Raw genomic sequence first — 20,632 nt, forward strand, 5'->3', positions numbered from 1 at the left:
GCTGGTTGAGCTTGATGGATGTGAAATTCGTACAGCCCAGATTATACATATTAAGGGTGAAACACGAACAACACCGGTATATAATAACCCAAAAAAGACAAAAAAAAATAAAGTGGCGTGATGTTAGATTAGGCTTTGTACGGCCATTAGATTCAAAATTCAAAATTTTTGCCGGGAAAATGGGTTCATATAAAAGTGTTGTCGACCAGATGTATAGTGCTGCTGTTTTAGCTGGTATGTCACCAAAGACTGATATGGTGGGATGAATTTTGGGATCATCGAACTGAGCAGATACTGGCTGCTTGATTACTACAACAGGGATGATTTACACCCATTTTCCCCTAACATAAAGAAATGAAAATGTCTCGTGTTTTTTGATTTTTATCAACTATTACAACAGTCTTGATCTATACCCCTTTTTATGGGGTCATCAGTTTTGGAATAACAGGTTTGATTTTCCAATAGTATCCAGCTTACAATAAGCAAATCCAAAGAAAATAAATTTTGAAAAATTCCTGGAGAAGAAAAAAACTGGCAACCTAATTATTAACAGTCCTCAGTTTTTCTGAGTCGCAGTCCCATACCACATATTGTGGGTGGGACAAATTATTATTTGCTACCAGTGGGTAATCTTATTACATTGAACACTTTCCAACCCCCGATTAACAATATTGGTTTGTGGTATGCCCAGCAAAGGGAAATTTATTATAGAGAGTAGAATTTGAAAGAATGGGTTTGATTAAGATTGTCAGAAATTAAAGTTGAATTTTAACTTTGAACATTTGCTGCTTGCTCCAACATGTTGTTACCTATTGAGATTTATAAGTCAAAAACCAAGGTGTTACTCCAAGCATAAACCATGCCCCAAGCGCGATGAAACTATGGCATTTCCCTGATATTGGATAATATCTGCAAGTCATAGATTATATTTTCAGGTCCAATAACACCATCCATGTTCACATCTGTCTTCGTATACACGGTTGCTTCAGACGGCACTGTGGACAAGAGCTGAATGCCAAGGCGTACATCCTTCTGCGATATCTGGGAGTCAAAATTGATATCACCTTTCAGATCAAGATATGTCTGGAAAAAAACTTGTGTGGTTAATCCTCCTTCATTTCCCTGTTGGTCATAGCCCAAGACAGATACATATGCACGACCGCCTTCAGGGGAAAACTTGAGCCAATTAGAATATTCCACATCAGCATACAGATTCAATGAAAAACTATTTTCCCCAATGAAGACTTTATACCCTTTTGTATCAATATCGACTGCAGGGTTCCATTTTAATATTATATTGTTGTTTTCTCTTATCAGAAAAGGGGTACCTGAGATTCTCGGTCCGGCGGTATCTGTTATCGAGACATCATAGACTGGGGTGCAAGTCTCATTACCGGACATATCAAATGCTTTTATTTGATAGCTGATACCAAGATCGGTTACATATTCTGATGGAACTGTCCCGGTATAGGCTGCCGCATCCTGAGAATAGATCATTGGAAGAATCGTGAAGGCAGAATCAATCTGTGCTGGCTTGTAATATATAAAGACATTTGAAATCCCTGTGTCATTGATGATACTTGCATGAATGTGCAACCCTGATTCCGTGTCTGCCTGGGTGACGGGGGTATGAATAATTTCTGGTTTGATATCATTTGTGGAGAATTGAAAATCAAAGGCATCTGTATTGCCTACAAAATCACCGACAGAAAAATGGACATGGTGTTCTCCATTTATCAGCGCTTGGGTTATGTCACATGTAAACAGACCGGATGTGATGTCAAAGTGGTTTTCATAATTGTCTTTGTCTATCCATTCAACATTATCAATGGTAAGCAAAACAGTATCCGGGTCAATGCCACTGAGCGTATCTGAAAGCAAAAAAGACAGCTTGGGGGTCGCAGTTCGGTTGGACAATTTAAAATCCCTTGCTACTGGAGGCGATTCATCAATCGCAAGGACATACTGCCCCGGCATGTCAATATTTGCGGTTATTGTCCGGGCGTTCGTGTTTATATCTCCGCCAATCAGATCATAGTAACCGGTTTGGCCATTCCATCTAAATATTTTTAATTTGGTTCGATCATTGACCTGAAAACCTGCTTCGATCAACATCGCATCATAATATTCAATTGACAGTTCAAGGGGATTTGAAAACTGACTGACTGGTTGATCATGATTGTCTTTAACATTAATGATATAAACATGGCCCAGGGTTGAGGCAAGGAATTCGTCATTGTCCGAAAGAACGTTTCTGGAGACTGTTTTTATGGCTGAAATCCGGTATGTTTTTCTGAATGGATTAATGGAAGACAGATACACTGTAGTCCCTGTGACGAATTGATCTGCTTCCCCTTTAATAGTGGCAGCAGTTTCACCGATATTTTTGGCTGTTTCAACCACGATAGCCGTTCCCGCTTCAACAACAATACCAATGGTATCAAGAAATTCTTTTATCGGAACAGATAAGGCATTGGCATATTCTTCAAGAACCGAGTTGATACCCCGGACATAATCTGTAATGAAATTATCTTTTTTATAGATCTCCAGAAGGATAGGGCTGCCGGCATTCGGAAGTACAATACCTCGGTTTGCCTGGTATTCAAGCTCAGACAGGATATCCAGTTTGAGATTAAGGCCCAGTTTTAATCCAAGACTGAGAGAAATATCAAAGGGAATGGACACAAGGTTTGTTTCTTTTTTAATGTTTTCGCAGCGGACAACCCTTGTATCAATATTCCTCATAGCATTCTGGATCTGCGTATAAACCTTGGGATTGAAATGAACGCTGCCGTTATTGAGGATGTTTCTAATGGTATCAGATTTTCTCGAAATTTCATCCAACACGTTCTCGGTGTCTGCAATATATTCCAGGTAATCTTCTTGAACGGGTGTGTTGAGCCCAAAGAGCGCAGCATTTCCGCCTTCCCGATCCGTAAGACAGCGATATTTAAAACTCTTATTTTGATCTGGTAATACAGTAAATTCAATCCGTTGTTCACCCTCCAGTAATTTAATATCAGGGTTAAACGCTGCAATATCAAATTCAAAGGAAGGGAACAGTATCCCTTCTGTAGCCTGGTCGTGCGTTTGATTAAATCCTGCGTGAAAGGTTAAAAGGTCAATATTATAAATTATTTTCTGAGTCGAGGCAAATCTGCCATCAAAACCTTGCTGCACATCTTTTTCAAACACATAATCGCCATCAATTAACGACGTCTTTACTTCCACTGAGCCTCCCGATGATTCATTCCTGCTTTTCGGCTCCAGGGGATTTGCAATGGTTGCGGTTAAGCCCACGGAACCACCCCCACCCATTGAAAATGTATGACCGATACCAGATTCGTACTGATCCACATCTGAGACCTGCTGGATCAACATGTATAATAACCTATCCAGCATGATATGATGATTGGGATTGGCTGCAACCATATTTTCGAAAAATGCAACAGCCGATACAAAAAGTTGTTGATTGTATGTTTCATTGTCCTGATTATAAAAATCCGGAAAATCATAGTACACAGCCTTGGCTTCTGATATTTCTCCGTTAAACTCGGGTCCTATGTTAACCTGGGGGCTGGTTTTATCCTTCCAGGCATCCCCGAATAATCCGGCAGAGGCGTTAAGGCCAAGTTCTTCACCTATTCTGTTTTCAACGGTGAGGTCGGTTTGGCTACCCGTCGTATCAAGGGAAATGACCGTTGATATATTCACCCCACCATATATGGATGCCTCGGCTGTTTTCAATTCCACCGGACCCAATTCGAATCCCGGCCCACCGAAACCCTTTTCAAGTCCGATTCCAAACAGGACTTTATGGCGTTCTGAAAATTTTCTGGTTTCCACTATCACGCTGAATTCAGATAAATTTTGAACTGGAAAATCAAGGTCTTCTCCAATATTATCCGTGACAATTAATTCAAATTTAGTGTCGCTGGTCACACCGGTGGTGATTATCCTGATAAACCCGTTCTGATCCGTTACAGAATCATAAACCCTTTCTGATCCTCTGAATCTATAATAAAGTCTTTTCCGGGAAACCGGTGTATTATCCGTTTTTAAAATCCGGTACCATCGCACGGCCCTGCCACCAGTCATGACGGTTGATGGGATGCTCTCGTTTTCAGGATACCAGGGGAAAAATGAACACTCTTCTGTCAAATCCTCAAAAACTTCAGCCCGACCACCGCGAACGGCGCGAACCTGGCCCAATTGAAATTTCCCCATCGTTTTGACGATTCCAAAAAATGGATCCACACTCCAGGCTCCGTTAGTACCAAGTGGCACGGTGGTTGATGTCCATTCCTCAAAATCCCAGACAGGATAAAAAACACGATCTACCACAGGGGTTGTTGAATAATCAGCCACCAGGGACTGCAGCTCATTTCTATTGGGCATCCGCCAGTCATCATACCCGGCAAAAGAAAGATTTTCACAATAATCAATCGCCGTGTCCCAATTGATAAAGCCCGCATGACTTTTTTGTTTTTGCCACATCAGGCCGGTGCTGGTGTCGGTTGCCGTACCGTCCTCATTGTCAATAAATGTGGGCCCATTTGTTTTTGGGCCCCGCACGGCACGCACATAAATACTGTGGCCCTTATTGTTGGTGGCAGAATAACCGGTAGTCTCGCCTAAGCGAAAATGCACATTCCAGGCTCGGTCTGACACACTATGCGGGGACGAGGTGGTATCAGACCAGTAAAGGGCCGATTGCGTGTTTGGAAAAAATGCGGTGTTAATCACCGGATCAAATTTATCATTATTCACAATACCGGAAAGTTCACCGATCATTGGCATCCGCCAGTCATTGAACCCTCCAAAATTTATAGCGTTCAGGATATTGATATAATCAGCGGTGTCTGTATTGTCCCCACAGGTTCCGGACCCGTCACTTCTGTCACACCAGGTGTATGTATTGTCAGCATCATTGGGATTATTGTAGTTGGTCACATTATCTTTATCCTGCTTTACCTCCCAGATCAGCCCAGTCACATTATCTCGAGTCATGACCCAGCCATCAAATACCGTGGTGGTATCCTGCAGTTCAATTCCGCCGTGCCCAAGCTTGGTATAAGACTGGGGCAGGTTATTATAATCTGAATCTTCACCAAACTGGTCAGTATAGGAAATCATCTGCCCTGTATCAGGCCATCTTTCAAACGCGTGAAGAACAAACGGAAGCATAAAAAGAAAATTGAAGACTAAAACGAATCGGACTATGTTTTTCATACAAATGATCCTTTAATTAGTACTCAATTGATTTGGTTTTTAATCATAATTTTCTCTTTCAGTAGAATTCAAAATAGCGTTTATCACGTAATTCATCCCTTGTTGTGCAAGTATGATGAATCGTGGTGCTGACCGGCACAACAACCGCGAACAATTTTGAAGAACAATTAAATTATTGATTGTCTGTATATTTTTCAATATATTTAGCAAAAAACATACCATATAAACTTGAGGGATATGCGGTTAGATTAATATAAAATATAGAATTCAAGAATTTGTATCAATAAATTTTATAACTGTAAAGGCATTTCAATCTATCAACTTTTGTGGAGATATAATTTAATTAGGAAGGAGCTACCGGAATGTTCTTTATTGGAGACTAAGATAAATTTGTTGTTTCATCGATGAAACGCTTTTTCTGACATGCCAAATCGTCTTTGCCCGGCTGTTAACAGCACTGACTTGTTAGATTTTCATTGGAGTTGATGCCACTTGCAAGTAAAAGCCTTCTCTGTTCTCTTCCAGACTGTAATTAACAATAAATCGGTTGTCGGTTGAGAAATAGTTCTGCTTTCGTTCATACATCATATCAAATATGCTATGGAATTCTGAGCTAAGTATTTGATCACCCTTTGCCATATCATCTAAGGCTGGACTTATTGTTTCCAAACCTTTTTGCTTTGCTAATAAAGATGCATTCCATAAAGTGATCAACATCCTAATTGCTTTCTCTTCATCAACAGTCCCGTCAGCTGCATCTATCAGTGGTTCTGCGAATTCAAGAACAACTTCGGACAGTTTTCTTGCTGAAGCAGAGAAGTAATCTTTATTCTTGGGTTTCAGTAACCATTTTTGTTGACTGTATCGCTTACTGGCTTCTTTACACTCTGATTTTTTACAGAACTTTTGTCTTTTTAAATTGCAGGGATCCGGCTTGAATAAATCATTACAATTTTTGCACCTGCATCTTCGTATTTTTCTTTTCATAGACCTGGTACCTCCTCCGGTCTATTATCGGCTTAAACGAAAAGGAGGGCGGGGTATTATTTTTCAAATAAGGGGCGGGGTCTGCGGGATCAGGCGGGGTAAACTCGCAACAAAAAAAACTCGTTGCATAATTGGAGATATTCAGAAACAGTGTTCAAAGCCTTTATCTCAAAAAAGCAAACCCCAAGAAAACACCTTGGGGTTATGACAAATCCTTTTTACCAACCGGATGCATTGTTCATAAGATTGTGCAACATTTCAGCGGTTGGATGCAGATATCTGGAGCTTATTGTTTTTTGCGTGTCGCCCAATAAACGGGCAACATGGTCAAGATCCATCCTAAAATTATAGCGCAAATTAGTTGCCACATAATGACGAATAATGTATGAGGCCCCCGCCCATCACCTTTTGTTTTAAGGCCAAGATCTTTAAGCATGCTGTCAATAATTTTGTAAATCATGTTTTTTCCCGGGAAGACCTTTTTAAATGAATCTTTCTCAGGATTAGGAAAAGATGTTTCCAGATGCTTGCCTAAATAAATGGCTGTTTCAGGAGTGAAAAAAACTGGTCTTGGTGTAGTTTTTGACCAAGATAAAAGAATGGCTTTTTCTTTGAGTTTTATATCACAAACACAGATATTGGCAATTTCATTGATTCTTGCCCCGGTTTCACACATTAATCGAACAAGCAGATGATTCCGGATATGATTGATCTTAAACATAAAAGTTTTGTAATGGTTAAATACGACTGAGTCGTATGAGCTGACACTTTTTTGTGCTGAAGGAACTCACCAAAACTGTCCATATAATTTAATAGAAATTCAGGAAATAAGAAGAATATTAAAAAGGGAAAGGCAGACCCATTTTTCTATGGGGATTTATACCCTTTTGTGTAATTTTACCCAGTATTTATATCAACCTTCCTATTCTGTATCATTCTTCGGGTTCATCAGGAAGTCGTTTTAAATTCTTCAAATATCTATCCAGATTAAATTCCTTCTGATGTTTCATAATATCAAAAACCTCAACACAGATAGCTTGAGCAATAAGTAACTTTGAATCGTCTTCCGAGATTCCTTCAGCAATCAACCGATCTAATGTTTCCTTTGTTTCTGGAGGATCATTATCAGCCAGTTGATTCTCTAACGTTTCCAAAAATGCTGCTTTCAGATGTGGGTTATAATCTTCCATATTCCCCCTATTTTGTATCCTGGGTAATTACCGATAATTTTAAGAATAGATAGCTAATGATTATAAGATTTCATCCAAGGTGTCAAATTATGTTCAGAATGGATGATTATATATTAAAAAACACTGTGGGGTAATGCTCCAAATGAAACTTATCAGAAAATAAAGTTTAATGCTGTGCTGACCGGCACCAGTATTGCTGTGCAGACCTACTGTGATTTTTCGAACTTCAACCCGCATCTGCATGACATCGTTTCGGATGGTTGTTCCCTTGATGATGGCAATTTCAGTCTTTTATCATGGTAAGCCCCCGCTACCTCTACTACCTCAGGTTTGAGGATTTCTGCTGGACATATATGGTGTCCCGGGCATCAATTTTTTCGGTATTGTCCACATCAGCATCTGAATAGACGGTTTGGCTTTTGCCTGAAAGAAGATGAAGGGACAAAATGGCGTCATCCATATCCACATCCCCGTCTCCATCCATGTCTCCTGGTTCGATCCGTTGCCCCCCGTAAAGGGGAATCTCGGTTATCATAGGCAGATCCGGGACTGGATTTGAAACGCTCAGGAATGCCGACTGGATACCCAGGGCCACCGGTGTAAAGCTGACATCCATGGTGCAGGTTTCTGCGTTGAGAAGCGTTTTGCCGGAACAGGCATCATTGAGTAGGTCGAACTCCTCTTTGTTGGCTCCGCTTATGGTCACTGTGCCAAGGGTGATCTGTGTGTTGACCGGGTTGGTAAAGACAAACTGCTGCACAACCGAGGTTGTGCCAAGGGGTATGTCCTCAAAATCATGAACAGTGGGGGATACGCCCAGCGGCTGGAAAAGGGTTGAGGCCTCATTGTTTGTTTCATCAGATTCTATGATCAGATTGTTGGGATCCACCTGAATGCTGATATCGTTCTGCCAACCTGCAAACGTGGTTCCGATGAGGAGGGTGTGGGTTATTTCCGCCTGCCGCAGGGGTAATAATCCAGGTATGGTGATGGTACCAAGCTCCTGGCCTCCGGCTTGAAAGGCGATGGGGATGTTGTTTACGGGTATGGCGGCATTGTTGCGGATAACGGCAATCAGGTCTAAAGAGCCGTCAGACTGATTGTCGATTTTTATTTGGACGGCTTCAATATCGGGTTTGATCACGGCAAAAGATGCCTGGTTGTTGGTGGAATCGGTCTCCACAAGGGTAGATGCCGGCGCTGCCACTGCAAAAACCATGGTACTGTCAAAGGGATCGGGAAGGGTCCATTCCTGCCGGGCCGTTCCAATGGTGCCGGCTTTCAGTGTGGCGGGAAGAACATCGGCCTGACCGATCAAGGTGCCGCCCTGGGACGGATCCCCATGATAAAAGGTCACTGTATTGTTGTTCAGGGGCAGATCTCCCTTGTTTTCGATGCGGGCTTCAAGGGTGACAAGGGCTCCGGGAGCGGGAACACCGTCCTGAACAGACAGGTTCTCGCTTGAAACTGCAAGGTCTGTGGCAAGGGTATAGGTTAAATGATACAGATCTGAGGGGATAAAGCCGGCTGTGGCACCAGCCGTATTCTCTTTGGTAAAGACCAGGTGAAAGGTGCCATCTCCGGCAAACTGGCCATTGACAAACCGCTCCATTTCAGAATCACGGCTGATACGAAGGTCCTGGCTCCACACATCCTGGCCTGGGTCGTAAACCGCATAAAAGGTGTCTGTTCCCTGTTCATCCAGGCCCTGCCAGAAGACCAGCAGACGGTTGTCCTTGTCCCGGGCAAGTTTCATGTCCGTAAACGCTGCAGCCGTGGCATCGGCCCGGATAAGGTCATGGGTGCCTGTGGCAAGGTCGGTCAACCGCACCAGGGAGCCTGCTTTAACCCAGACCAGCTCGATCCTGCCATCGGTCCGGTATATGGCCTGGGGGCTGACATCTGCCTCCTGGTCATTGGTCAGACGCAGGGGATCTGTCCAGGAGCTGCCGTCATAGGTCAGATAGAAGATCTCTTCGTCCTCAGCCGTTGCCATGTTGCCATCCATCTCCTTCATATAGGCTAAAAACGCCTTTGTGCCATCATAATAGGCCAGAGAAAACTTGAAACTGTCTTCAAACTGTGCTGGAATGGATTTGACAGCGCCAAAGCCGCCCTGGTTCCATAATGCATACTGGATCGAGGTGGGATTTGTCACATCACCGATGATATCATTGCCCTGGTTGCTCTGCCACATCAGCATGAGGCTGCCGTCTGATCCGGTCGTGAGCACCGGACTGTGGTCGAGCCAGGCATTGTCCGTAAGCTGTGCCGGTGCACTCCAGGTTTTGGCAGAAGGATCATAAACCGCATAAACGATTTCCATGGCCTTTGCCATGTCATCGATCTGGGTGCCGGTAAAACCGATTTCCTTGATCCGTTCCCAGACACAGACGAGGTTGCCCTGGCCGTCAAAGGCAATTGCCGGGGCAAATTCAGCCCGGGTGTCGTTGATGATGGGCGCAGGGATACTGAACCCTGAGCCGCTGTTGTAGGAAAAATAGATCTCAGTGGCCTGGAGAGTGGGGTCGGCCGGATCAAAATATACAAAGGCAATGGCCGTATGACCCCCATGGGTTGCCACCACGGGCTCGGAGTAGGGATAGATATTGGTGATCAGTTTGGCAGGATCACCGATCTGACCGGCCGTTGTCCGAACTTCCAGGGAGCTTCTGGACCCGCTGGCGCTTGCTGTAAAACTGCTGTAGGGCGGATGATTTAGAAAATTCCGGGAGATTGGCTGGAAATCGGCCAGGGACAGAACAGCCCTGTCTGTAACGCTTGCCGGGGTGGTGTCACTGGGGTAAACAAATGAATGGTCTGCTGTTAATTCCTTTGAAAACAGCCATATGGCCAGGGCCATTTTAGCGGACAGTTCTGCTTCGATTTTTTTCATATACCCCGGGTTTGCCGGGAACTGCCAATAGGCCTTGTTGGTCCCGCCGCCGGAAAGCTCAGCCTTTATTTTACTGGCCCCCATGGACAATCCCAGTTCAATACCGTTGCTGATAATGCCTTCCGACTGCTTAAATCCGATTTTCCCGGTGGTGTTGACCAGTTCAAGATCAATATCATACCCTGATTTGATCTTTCCTTCGATCTTGGCCAGGCTGTTAAACCATGCAATGACCTTACCCACGCCAAACCCCAGGTTGACGGCATTTTCCAGGGCCGGTATCAGGGTAACGGGTCCCACCTCTTTTTTCACGGTGCCTTCCAGGCCCAAGATCAGGCTTGAGCCCTTCCACTCCAGCCCTTTTCCCTGCTCATACTGCAGTTTGCCCTTGCCGCCAAGCTTTCCCTGCAACTCCTGCCCGGCAGCCTCAAATCCCGTTGTCCCACCGCTGATAACGCTGCCGGACCCGTCTGTTTTGGCTTCAATCTCTAAAAATGCCTGGGTGGGCGGTATCCCGAAATTTTTGCCCCCCACAAGGGGAAACAGGCTCCACAGATTCCAGAACGAGCCTAAGGTTTCCGGATTGATCTGAATCGCCACAGGCTTTTCCGGCCACTGCTTTTTCAAATTATAGGTGATCAAATTGTCTTCGATTTTTAGATCGCCGAATTTACCGAATGCGGCTGACCATGCCGGCAGAGGAATCACAATGGGATGAAGCCGTTCCGTTTTCGACCGGATGCCGGTCTTGGAAACGGCTATGATCTGTAGGTTGTTTGTCAGGTATCGAAGCCCTGCATTAAAGTCCAGTCCCATGTTGAAACTTTTGGTGATCTCGCTGCCGGCTGCTGCAACCTCAGACACCTTGCCGTTCACAGCAAACTTGACAACACCCGGGGTCTCACCGTTCCAGTTCACCAGGACCTTGTATTCATTGGTCAGGGGCACCCCTTCCAGGAAAAAATTGCCGTACTTTGACTCCACGGCCGTGATGGCCGGACGGGCGCCAGCCTTTATCAAGGATGCATTCAGCCGTTTATACTGGATGTTTTTCAGGTTCACTGTTCCGGACCGGCTGTAATATCCAGTTTTGCCCACGGTGATCTTGTATGCAGCATCACCAGGAAGTGTAAACTTGTAAAATCCCTTACTGTCCGAAGTGGTGGATCCCCCTCCCTCGGCTGAAATAACCGCACCGGATATGGGATCATTGGTCTGACGGTCGGTCACTCTTCCCCTCACCTCTTTTTGAACCTGGGCATTTTGGGAATCAATTTCAGGGTAGGGATTGGGTTCAGGGATTTCCAGGGATTCGCAATTGCCATAGACGGTTTTAACATATCGAATCCGTTCCTGATCAAAGGGTCCCAGAGAATCCGGATCAATATAATTGGTGCCCAGATTCAATTTCTCCCAGTCACCGCATCTTTGGTTATTGGTATATCGGCCCTCCTCAAGCCTGAGGCCCGAATATGCGCCGTACATCCAGTCCGTGTAGGATATGTATGGTCCGTGCATGGCCCCGTAACGCCACTGGACAATTTCCAGCAGAAGCCCTTCAACCGGGGTCCAACCCAGATCATAGGGGTCTGTTCCATCGGTCCAAATTTTTTGCGTGCCGTGAATCAGGCCATTCTGATAGGGCGTTTCCCTTATCAGCGTACCGCTTTGAGTCCACTGCCGTTTATAATTGTTTTTAATTCCTTTCCAATACTCGGTCTGGGTTTCCAAAATCCCGTTTGAATGATATGTTCGGCTGATGCCATCTTCTACCCCATACACCCAGTTATCTTCGCTTTGTTTTATGCCGTCCGGATAATAGCGAAGCCGTTTTCCATGCAGCATGTAACTGCCACCAGGGGATGATCCATTATAGTAGGCAATAACCGTTACATGATCATATGCGGGATAATCCCCCCACTCGGTTACTTTAATCGTGTAGGTCCCCTCTTCCTTTACTGCCTCCTCAAGCTTCCGCAGTTTATGATCTGTGCTGGAATATGACCAGTCTGTCCAGGAGACAAGCTCACCATGGGAATAGATTTCTTCAGACTTTTTATACCAGGTTTGGGAACTTGAAATCAGGTAGTATGTGATATCAGAGCCATGTTTAACCTCTACGTTCTGGTCATCCAGATAGTACTCATATGTCTGTTTGACATCATACCAGGGTGGATAAGGCTCCACCGTCTTTGTCAATACATCCTGGGCAGCAGCAAAACCCGTTGCCATAAAAATCCAAATGAACACGCAAATAATCTGGACAGAATATCGAGACCGCATACAATCACCCTTTAGTTTTTTTATTCCCCAAAGTAAAAGGAAGTTACCCCATGCTTTAAAAAATTCTATTCTGTAGCCCCATATCAATATCTCTGAAGCCTGTAAAGGCATTTCAAACAATTCAACTTTGGTAAAAATATAATTTAATTAGGAAGAATATGCCAAAAGGTTCTTTATTGGAGTTATAGAGCTGAATATAAAAACAGGTTTTTATTAAACAAAAAAAATACACGGTCCCATTCTGATGTGGGGCGGACTATTATTAATAGTCCGGGGGGTTTTTTGAATCTTGTAAAGCCATGACTGTAGCCAGAAGTAAACTCTTTGGCCTTACCTCTATGGTATAGAGGGTGTTCAAAAATCTTGTCAAGATTTGAACTGGTGTTGATGCTCTATCTTATGGCAGTTATGGTAACGCTATCATAGAGTCCAGGCACTTTGTGCTGATCTGGGTTCTCTCGTATAATTTAATGACAGTTATTGTATATCATTAAATACTTATTAGCCCTCTATTGACATTTTGTTTTGCATGACTAACTTTTTGTTAAATGAAATACAAAGTTAATCCAAATACGAAGAGGTGCCAAAATGACAAATCCTATAATTGAAAATTATATAGAAAGTGACAATGAGAGAACTCAGGAACATGTAGACACCCGGCAGAATAATTTTGAATGTGAGAATCCTGATGAACGTCTGGGATGTGATCTCGGAATCGATGTCGCAGGATGAGTTACAGTTCTAAATTAGAAGGCAGAGTCTTGGAGAGAAAGAGTTTTAGAAAAAAATTGATATAAAAAATATAGAGGTGACAAAATGACTGAAAATAGAATTGAGAGTTACGTTGAAAGTGACGAAGAAAGTAATGAAGGACATGTGGACACCCGAAACAGCAACTTTGAATGTGAGAATCCCGACACACACTTGGGGTGTGATCCTGGAATTGATGTGGCTGGATAACATACAGTTCGGATGAAAATTTAAAGCAGAGCCTCTTTGAGGTTCTGCCATTTTTTATAAGTGTTTAAAATAAGGAGACCGTCATGAAAGCAACCGAATGTGTCCCTCAGAAGATATCCAAATTTATGCTGGGTTCATTCCTGCTGGCTGCAGCCTCAGGCCTAATTATTATAGGGATCACCCTGCTACCTGTTTTCGGATTTATACTGGCAGTACCTGTCATAGCACTGGCAATTTATGTTTTCCGGCTTCATTTAAGTGACCAGTGTGAGATTGATTTTCCAGAATAATAACATTTTCGCTAAAAGATAGAATAACGGGGTTTTTGAAAAAATGTTTCAAGAACCCTGTTGTTTATAAGTAAATTGCTTGATGCAGTTTAGGCTCTCCATATTGAAAATAGGACAGGTTTCACATATTGTGGTTGTAGGTTTTGCGAAAAATTCCCGGATTCACAGGGAAAGTCTGGGGAAGTCGTTTCCCCGAAAAAAAGGACCTGACGGACAAGTAGTCCTCGCGGCCAAAATTTCAGGCTGGCAAAATCAAAGCCATTCATGTAAAAGTTGCTGAAACCCCTCATGATGATATTTGTAGGGAAAAGGAAAATAGTCTTGATTAAACAAAGGGACTTGTAATAGCGCATAGGTGGATTGAGTCGGTTCTAATCCTTGGGGCCATCTGGGGAAATGATACTGGATGGTGGTGGTCAGATCGGCGAGAAAGAGATTCTTGACACCGGTTGGGGCAAAAGATTTATCTTTCTGCTTGCAATCAGAGCATCTGTCAGGATAATTTGGCCTTACATTTCCTCTCATTAAACCAGTCCGAAAGAAAGAGGCGGCCATGGAATATAAATTTTGGAGCAAAATGGGGGTCTTTCAGGCAGAGCAAAAAAAAGGCTTCTTAGAACAGATAGAGAACGCTTTAAAAAAAGATGTTAAAGGGGGGAAACTACTTCCTTTTGCAAGACAATATCCAGCTGCGTTGATCCGATTGGACGAAGGGCGTTTGATCGGAGATCCTAAATACAAAGGATCATTATTTGATGCACAATCCGGTTTCATCGTCATGTTTTCTATCCATGAGGACCTAAGTTTGACAATCTCAACAACTATTTCAATAAAACCACAGCCGAACCTCCCTGATTGATTTCTTGATATTGTTATAGTCGAATATGAAAACCAAATTCTGTACAATTCTGAACGCCCTTAAGAGCCCTCAAAATGTTGGCATGATTTTGAGAAGTCATGTGGCTTATGGTGGCTCAGAACTGATATTCACTGGTATAGATCATCCATGGAAGTTTAAAAAAGGGAGCCAGGCCTTTTCCAGAAAATTAGAAAATCAGTGCAACATTCTTCACATACCTGATCAGTATGACGTCTTGGGATGGTGCGGAGAAAACAACTATACGTCTATCGCAATTGAGATTGCGGAAAATACATGTTTTCTGGATGAATTTTCATTCCCAAATTATTCAGCTATCATTGTCGGAAATGAAGAGCACGGTCTTGATGATAAATTCATGGAAAAGTGTGACCATACTGTAACGATAAAACAAATTGGCCGGGTTGGAAGTTTGAACGTTGCTGTTTCAGCTTCGACAGCAATGTATGAGTTCAACCGTAATACCACTCGTATGAATGAAATAGTGGGGACTGAATATCAAACAAGGAAAATATAAAATATGGCAGGAATAGTTGAACTAGATGAGTTGCTAAAATCCATGTCACCAGAAATTCAAAGCGGTGAATATGTATTCTGCTCCGTTGATGGGGACTACGCAGACTATGCCCATCTATATCCCCTGGCCACCTTCATGGAATCAGAAGGATTAACCATAGTAGTGCCGGTCGAAGCCGCAGAAAAAGCCCAACTTGCCTATGAAAGTAGATTTAAGCAAATTACATTGACTGTTCATTCGAACCTGGATGCGGTCGGTTTGACGGCAGCTGTTGCAACAAAACTGGCATCTTACGGCATCAGTGCCAACGTGGTGGCTGCCTATTATCATGATCATATATTTGTGCCGGCAGAAAAAGCGGAGGAAGCTGTTTCGGCGCTACGGGGGTTCAGTGCGGGATAATTTGTAAAAGCCCCGGCCTTTGATTCTCGGTGACAGACTTTGTTTGGACACGGTGGACGATGGTTTTTGCAAAACTTTTCAGCCATGCAACTTCACCCGGGCTCGGGCTTTTACTTTCGATCTTTTATGAATTTCAGGACCAGCAACATCAAAGGGAACAGGTGAAACAGCAAATCAAAAATATCAATGGGTCTGGTGAGGGTACCATTTGTCAGCATAATGATTTTTTCAATCACATGTGACATTGGCCTCATCGGAACTGCCAGCATCATGATGGTAAAAACGATCAGTATCGAGTATGGTATTTTATCCAAGAATTTAAGCATAAAATGACGGTATCATGTATTGTTGTTATTTCAAACCGTAGGAGCATTGATCATGGAAAATTCATTTGGACCTGAATATGCATCTCGCAACGGTTTCAAGAATAAATTACTTTAAGTCCTTGGTCGTCCGAACATGATATACCTATGCTGTTTTTGAGATTTTTTTGCAGGGTTGAATTTTTTAGGCATTGTGCACCTTCAGGCAAAGTAGATATTCAGCCGATATTGCATCAATTTCGATTTTCAAAATCGATCATATTTTTGGGCGATAGCCACAAGGGAAATGAGTAATGCCAGGCTCAGTACTAATGTTATTTATGTTGCGAGTCAACCCCGGGCTTGAAAGCGAGCACTATTGGCAAGAGTCATCGGTCTTCTAAAAAGTATTTTACCTTATGTCCTGACCAACCAATCCACAAAAGGCTACCACTGACATCCCGGCTAAAAAAGCCTATTCCTTTAATTTCAAAGAAACACAGCCTTTTTGTTATGCTTCCAGGCAAAGACACGTTTTTACAACTTGTGATTCTCACGATGGCATTATATAATATCCTATTTACACGTCTGGTCATGGAATAGTGATAAAAAGCAACATAAAAAAACCTGACCCCGTCCATTAAAGCTGAAGATCGAAAGTTGAGGAGTGGTGATACCCCCATGAAAATACGCAAACTCACAACTGAAAACTATCCAAAAGTTTCCGCATTGCTGCAGCAGGCATTCCCCGACAGCCGTTATGAAGTCCAATTGGTTGAAAGTTTCCACAAGAACGGCACACCCGTGCATGAATGGGTGTGTCTCCATACCAACAGGGTCATCGCCTATATTGCTTTTTCAAATGCCTATGACGGCCCAGACGTCTGCGGTCTGCATTTGGCACCGCTGGCCGTTACACCGGCATTCCAGAACCAGGGGATCGGCTCGGAGTTACTCCGCTTTGCCCTGAGGCAGACGGCCATCAAAGAAAACACCCTTTTCGTTTTAGGGAATCCCGAATTTTATCAAAAATTTGGGTTTGTTCCTTGTGCCGGACCCATTTGCCCCTTTGATAAAAACAATGCCCATTTTCTGAGTCTGGGCAATACCCCATCCCGCAAGTTTACGGTGGGGTATGAACCCGAATTCAGCAAGGGGAAAAAGTAATTCCCTTCGGCAGAAAACAGTTAAAGAAAGCCGAGGCCTTATACCTCACCACCCAAAAAAGCATATGGAACCAATGACGATTCTTCAATGAGCAATGCCTTGAGCAATCATATTTCGGTCACGACGATATATCATCCATCGCTGAAAACGCTTCCAGTAAAAAAAAATTTGACAGAAATATAAACTATCGGTACATTGGGGTACCGTATGCACATATTGAAATATAAACGTCACTTTGTTTAAAATTTAAATGGTCACTTATTACAAAGGAGGTGTTGCATTAGAAATCGATAGCATCAAGCCCTATGGATAAGAAGCATGTTCGATTCATAACAATCAGCTATATACAACAAAAGGAAAATACATGATGAAAAGAAAATTCACCAGAAAACTGATCTCACTAGTCTCATTTTTTATTTGTTTTAGCCTTGCCGGTCAAGCATATGCTGAAAAATATGTCATAAAAGCGATCAGTGCCTGGCCGTCAAATGCCGCTGAAGTGGCATCAGATTATCTTCCATTTATAGAAGCGGCAAATAAATATCTATCAGAAAAATATCCGGGCGAGTTAAAAATACAATATTTAGGCGGCCCCGAAGTCATTCCCTCAAGAGACCAGCCTGAGGCAATCAGATTGGGAACCGCTGATATGATGTTCGGTACTGCGGCTTATTATGCTGGCATTGCACCTGCAGCCAATGCCGGAAAACTGTCTCACTTGAACTCCGTTGAAGAAAAAAACATAGGTGCGGACGCTATCTTCGATAAAATTCACCGGGACAAGCTCAATGCTGCCTATCTGGGCAGACTGGGCAGCGAAGTTCAGTTCCAGTTATACACGGTTAAACGTGTTGAAAACATGGAAGATTTAAAAGGGCTTAGAATCCGGACTTCTGCGATGTATATCGATTTTATCAAAGCACTGGGAGGGGTTCCCATTCAAATCAAACCGGGCGATGTCTACCAGGCCCTGGAAAGAAAAGTGGTAGATGGATTCATGTGGCCCCTTTACAGTATCAGACCCTGGGGCTGGCAAGAAGTCGCCAAATATGTTGTCGGACCTTCTTTTTACAAAGTCTGTCATCCGATACTGGTCAATACCAAAAAATGGGCCGGCCTTCCGGAGCACTTACAATCGGCTGTAATGGAAGTATTGACGAAACAAGCGGCCATTGTTGATGCTCAATCCGTTGAAAACATGAAAAATGAACCCGGAATTCTTGAAAAGGCCGGCCTGGAAGTGATCAGGTTTTCCCCTGAAGATGAGAAAAAATATCTAGAAATGGCCTATAGTGAAGGATGGAAAGGTCAGTTGAACATGGAATCCGAGTTTACCGCTCAATTACAAAAGCTGTTGACAAAATAAGGAACTCCCCTGATGCCGGCTGTTTTCCAGGCGGCATCAGTACACCCTTTTTATTTTTTTACAGACTCGACTTTCGGTCTTCAGCGTTAATGGACAGGGTCCGTCTTTTTTTATGACGCTTTTTATCCCTATTTCATGACCAGACGGGTAAACAATCCCATAAAAAAAGCCTGACCCCAAGCATAAATGGCCAACCCCGAAAGTTGCGTTACATGGCCATGATCGAGGATTAAAATGAAAACGGAAAAACATTCGGCAGGCAAAAATCCATTTGACAAATTATTGGATGGTATGGCGTTTCTGGCAGGCATAATGATGCTGTTTATCACCCTAATGGTAACATATGCGGCAGTGTTAAGGTATATGCAGGTTAGACCACCTCTCTGGGTACTTCAATACACAGAATATGGGCTGTTGTGGATTACTTTTCTGGGTGCTGCCTGGCTTCAACGAATGGATGGCCATATCCGGATAGACACGGTGATCACAAACCTCCCTCAAACGATTCGATCGAAACTGGAAATTATAAACACCATCATGGGGTGCCTGGTTACGTTGACTATCTTTTATTTTTCGTTCCGTCATACGATTGACCTGTTTCAGCGCAATATCATGGAAATCAGCGCCACCAATGTTTCAAAATACTTGATTTTCTGTATCATTCCATTCGGCAGTCTGGTTCTATTCCTTCAGTTCATACGGGATACCTGGCATAAAATCAGCCAGGAAATGACAAAATAAAAACACGATTTAAAATTTAATGGATTATTTAATAAAGAGATAAAATTATATGGAAACCTGGAGTGTTCTTTTACTATTGATTGGCGGACTTTTGATCTTTCTATCCATGGGATTTCCAATCGCTTTTTCATTTTTCCTGATCAATATTATCGGCGCATATGTTGTCATGGGAGGAATAAATGGGGTGAACCTTGCTGTCCAGCAGATTTATTCTTCTCTGGTAAGCTTTTCAATCGCGCCTGTCCCGCTGTTTTTGTTTATGGGGGAATTGTTATTGCATTCCGGTTTGGCCAAGAACACGCTAAACGTAATAGACAAGTGGATCGGCAGACTCCCCGGCCGACTGAGCCTATCCGTGATCACAGGCGGAACATTGTTCTCAACCCTGAGCGGGTCAACCATTGCCAACACGGCCATGCTGGGGGAAATCATGGTGCCGGAGATGAAATTACGGGGATATAAAGACCCCATGATATTGGGTCCTATCACTGGCGTTGGTGGTCTGGCCATGCTCATACCCCCCAGCTCCCTGGCCATCGTATATGCCAGTCTGGCGCAAATTTCCGTTGGAAAAGTATTGATGGCCGGTGCTTTACCGGGACTGGTGCTGGCGATACTCTATTGCACATACGTAATCGGTCGATGTCGGATATGGCCTGAGATTGCACCTGTTTATGATATAGGGCATATTCCCCTGTCTGAAAAGATAGGGGATTTTATAAAATATCTGCTGCCCCTATGCTTGATATTCGTCCTGGTTCTCGGTGTTATTTTTTTAGGCGTGGCTACCCCCACAGAAGCGTCTGCCACAGGTGTGGTCGGAACCATCCTGTTAACCATGTTCTATGGCAAATTTAACCTGTCACTATTAAAAAAATCCTTGGCCGGTACCCTGCATGTGACCGTGATGGTTTTTATGATTATCGCTGCATCTAAGACATATAGTGCCATCCTGGCGTATTCCGGCATCACCACCCATCTGGTCGGCATTGTCTCAAATATCGAAATGAATCGATATATTGTGCTGATCATTATGATGTTGATCGTCTTATTATTAGGTACCTTTATGGAACAGGTCTCCATGATGATGATCACTATTCCGATCTATATGCCCGTCATTGCCGTGCTTGGATTTGATCCCATATGGTTCGCTATTCTGATGCTGTTAAACCTTGAAATGGCCATGTCCACGCCTCCTTTCGGTATTCTTTTGTTTGTCATGAAAGGCGTGGCGCCCGAGGGTACAAAGATGAACTCGATTATCGCTGCAGCACTCCCCTTTCTCATCTGTGATTTAATCCTGATGATTATATTGATTGTTTTCCCAAAAATTGTGACGCTGGTGCCGTCTCTTATGTAGCCTGAAGTCTGTTTTCAATTTCACCCGTATCTTGAAAACGTCCGATATGAATGCACCCGGTC

Annotated in this window: 17 protein-coding genes; 11 read left to right on the forward strand and 6 right to left on the reverse strand. The window is 43.4% G+C overall.

Features of this window, described 5'->3' with window-relative positions:
* On the forward strand, positions 1 to 266 hold a 266-nt coding region (locus Q1Q15_RS01065), incomplete at its 5' end, for a hypothetical protein (protein WP_300455410.1).
* Positions 267 to 879: 613 nt separating this feature from the next.
* Here the strand turns inward: Q1Q15_RS01065 and Q1Q15_RS01070 are convergent.
* The 5 genes from Q1Q15_RS01070 to Q1Q15_RS01090 all read right to left on the reverse strand — a co-directional run bounded on the left by Q1Q15_RS01070 (position 880) and on the right by Q1Q15_RS01090 (position 12,537).
* Positions 880 to 5,232 carry a DUF1566 domain-containing protein gene (locus Q1Q15_RS01070; RefSeq protein ID WP_300455412.1) on the reverse strand — a complete coding sequence of 1,451 codons (4,353 nt, stop codon included), beginning with the start codon at positions 5,230 to 5,232 and terminating at the stop codon, positions 880 to 882.
* A 465-nt stretch (positions 5,233 to 5,697) separates the two neighbouring features.
* The gene (locus Q1Q15_RS01075) at positions 5,698 to 6,219 is read right to left on the reverse strand and encodes a hypothetical protein (protein ID WP_300455414.1); all 522 of its coding nucleotides are present in this window, start codon (positions 6,217 to 6,219) and stop codon (positions 5,698 to 5,700) included.
* Between the two features lie 286 nt (positions 6,220 to 6,505).
* Positions 6,506 to 6,940, reverse strand: coding sequence for a site-specific integrase (locus Q1Q15_RS01080; protein WP_300455416.1), 435 nt, complete (start codon positions 6,938 to 6,940; stop codon positions 6,506 to 6,508).
* A 211-nt stretch (positions 6,941 to 7,151) separates the two neighbouring features.
* Entirely contained in the window at positions 7,152 to 7,409 is a 258-nt protein-coding gene (locus Q1Q15_RS01085; RefSeq protein ID WP_300455417.1) for a hypothetical protein, read from the reverse strand.
* Between the two features lie 319 nt (positions 7,410 to 7,728).
* Positions 7,729 to 12,537: a CARDB domain-containing protein gene (locus Q1Q15_RS01090; RefSeq protein ID WP_300455419.1), complete on the reverse strand. Its 4,809-nt coding sequence runs from the start codon at positions 12,535 to 12,537 to the stop codon at positions 7,729 to 7,731.
* A 639-nt stretch (positions 12,538 to 13,176) separates the two neighbouring features.
* On the opposite strand from Q1Q15_RS01090, the gene Q1Q15_RS01095 reads away from it, so the two are divergent.
* The 6 genes from Q1Q15_RS01095 to Q1Q15_RS01120 all read left to right on the forward strand — a co-directional run bounded on the left by Q1Q15_RS01095 (position 13,177) and on the right by Q1Q15_RS01120 (position 15,634).
* Positions 13,177 to 13,320, forward strand: a complete 144-nt coding sequence (locus Q1Q15_RS01095; RefSeq protein ID WP_300455421.1) for a hypothetical protein — start codon at positions 13,177 to 13,179, stop codon at positions 13,318 to 13,320.
* An 84-nt stretch (positions 13,321 to 13,404) separates the two neighbouring features.
* Positions 13,405 to 13,548, forward strand: a complete 144-nt coding sequence (locus Q1Q15_RS01100) for a hypothetical protein (RefSeq protein WP_300455424.1) — start codon at positions 13,405 to 13,407, stop codon at positions 13,546 to 13,548.
* 83 nt (positions 13,549 to 13,631) lie between these two features.
* Positions 13,632 to 13,838, forward strand: coding sequence for a hypothetical protein (locus Q1Q15_RS01105; RefSeq protein ID WP_300455427.1), 207 nt, complete (start codon positions 13,632 to 13,634; stop codon positions 13,836 to 13,838).
* 553 nt (positions 13,839 to 14,391) lie between these two features.
* Positions 14,392 to 14,697 (forward strand): hypothetical protein, encoded by a 306-nt coding sequence (locus tag Q1Q15_RS01110; RefSeq protein WP_300455430.1) that lies wholly within the window; start codon positions 14,392 to 14,394, stop codon positions 14,695 to 14,697.
* Positions 14,698 to 14,722: 25 nt separating this feature from the next.
* Positions 14,723 to 15,232, forward strand: coding sequence for a TrmH family RNA methyltransferase (locus tag Q1Q15_RS01115; RefSeq protein ID WP_300455433.1), 510 nt, complete (start codon positions 14,723 to 14,725; stop codon positions 15,230 to 15,232).
* Between the two features lie 3 nt (positions 15,233 to 15,235).
* Positions 15,236 to 15,634 (forward strand): ACT domain-containing protein, encoded by a 399-nt coding sequence (locus tag Q1Q15_RS01120; RefSeq protein WP_300455436.1) that lies wholly within the window; start codon positions 15,236 to 15,238, stop codon positions 15,632 to 15,634.
* A gap of 110 nt (positions 15,635 to 15,744) precedes the next feature.
* Here Q1Q15_RS01120 and Q1Q15_RS01125 read toward each other — a convergent pair whose 3' ends face one another.
* Positions 15,745 to 15,960 carry a hypothetical protein gene (locus Q1Q15_RS01125; RefSeq protein ID WP_300455438.1) on the reverse strand — a complete coding sequence of 72 codons (216 nt, stop codon included), beginning with the start codon at positions 15,958 to 15,960 and terminating at the stop codon, positions 15,745 to 15,747.
* 657 nt (positions 15,961 to 16,617) lie between these two features.
* Between Q1Q15_RS01125 and Q1Q15_RS01130 the strand changes: the two genes are divergently transcribed.
* The 4 genes from Q1Q15_RS01130 (at position 16,618) to Q1Q15_RS01145 (ending at position 20,570) form a co-directional block, all read left to right on the forward strand.
* Positions 16,618 to 17,103, forward strand: a complete 486-nt coding sequence (locus Q1Q15_RS01130) for an N-acetyltransferase (RefSeq protein WP_300455440.1) — start codon at positions 16,618 to 16,620, stop codon at positions 17,101 to 17,103.
* A gap of 364 nt (positions 17,104 to 17,467) precedes the next feature.
* Complete coding sequence (gene dctP / locus Q1Q15_RS01135; RefSeq protein WP_300455443.1) at positions 17,468 to 18,469, forward strand: TRAP transporter substrate-binding protein DctP; 1,002 nt, start codon at positions 17,468 to 17,470, stop codon at positions 18,467 to 18,469.
* Between the two features lie 234 nt (positions 18,470 to 18,703).
* Positions 18,704 to 19,210 (forward strand): TRAP transporter small permease, encoded by a 507-nt coding sequence (locus Q1Q15_RS01140; RefSeq protein ID WP_300455446.1) that lies wholly within the window; start codon positions 18,704 to 18,706, stop codon positions 19,208 to 19,210.
* 49 nt (positions 19,211 to 19,259) lie between these two features.
* On the forward strand, positions 19,260 to 20,570 hold the full coding sequence (locus Q1Q15_RS01145; RefSeq protein ID WP_300455448.1) for a TRAP transporter large permease: 1,311 nt from the start codon (positions 19,260 to 19,262) through the stop codon (positions 20,568 to 20,570).
* The last annotated feature ends 62 nt before the right edge of the window (positions 20,571 to 20,632 follow it).

Origin of the sequence: Desulfobacula sp. (assembly GCF_030145145.1) — a bacterium.
GTDB lineage: Bacteria > Desulfobacterota > Desulfobacteria > Desulfobacterales > Desulfobacteraceae > Desulfobacula.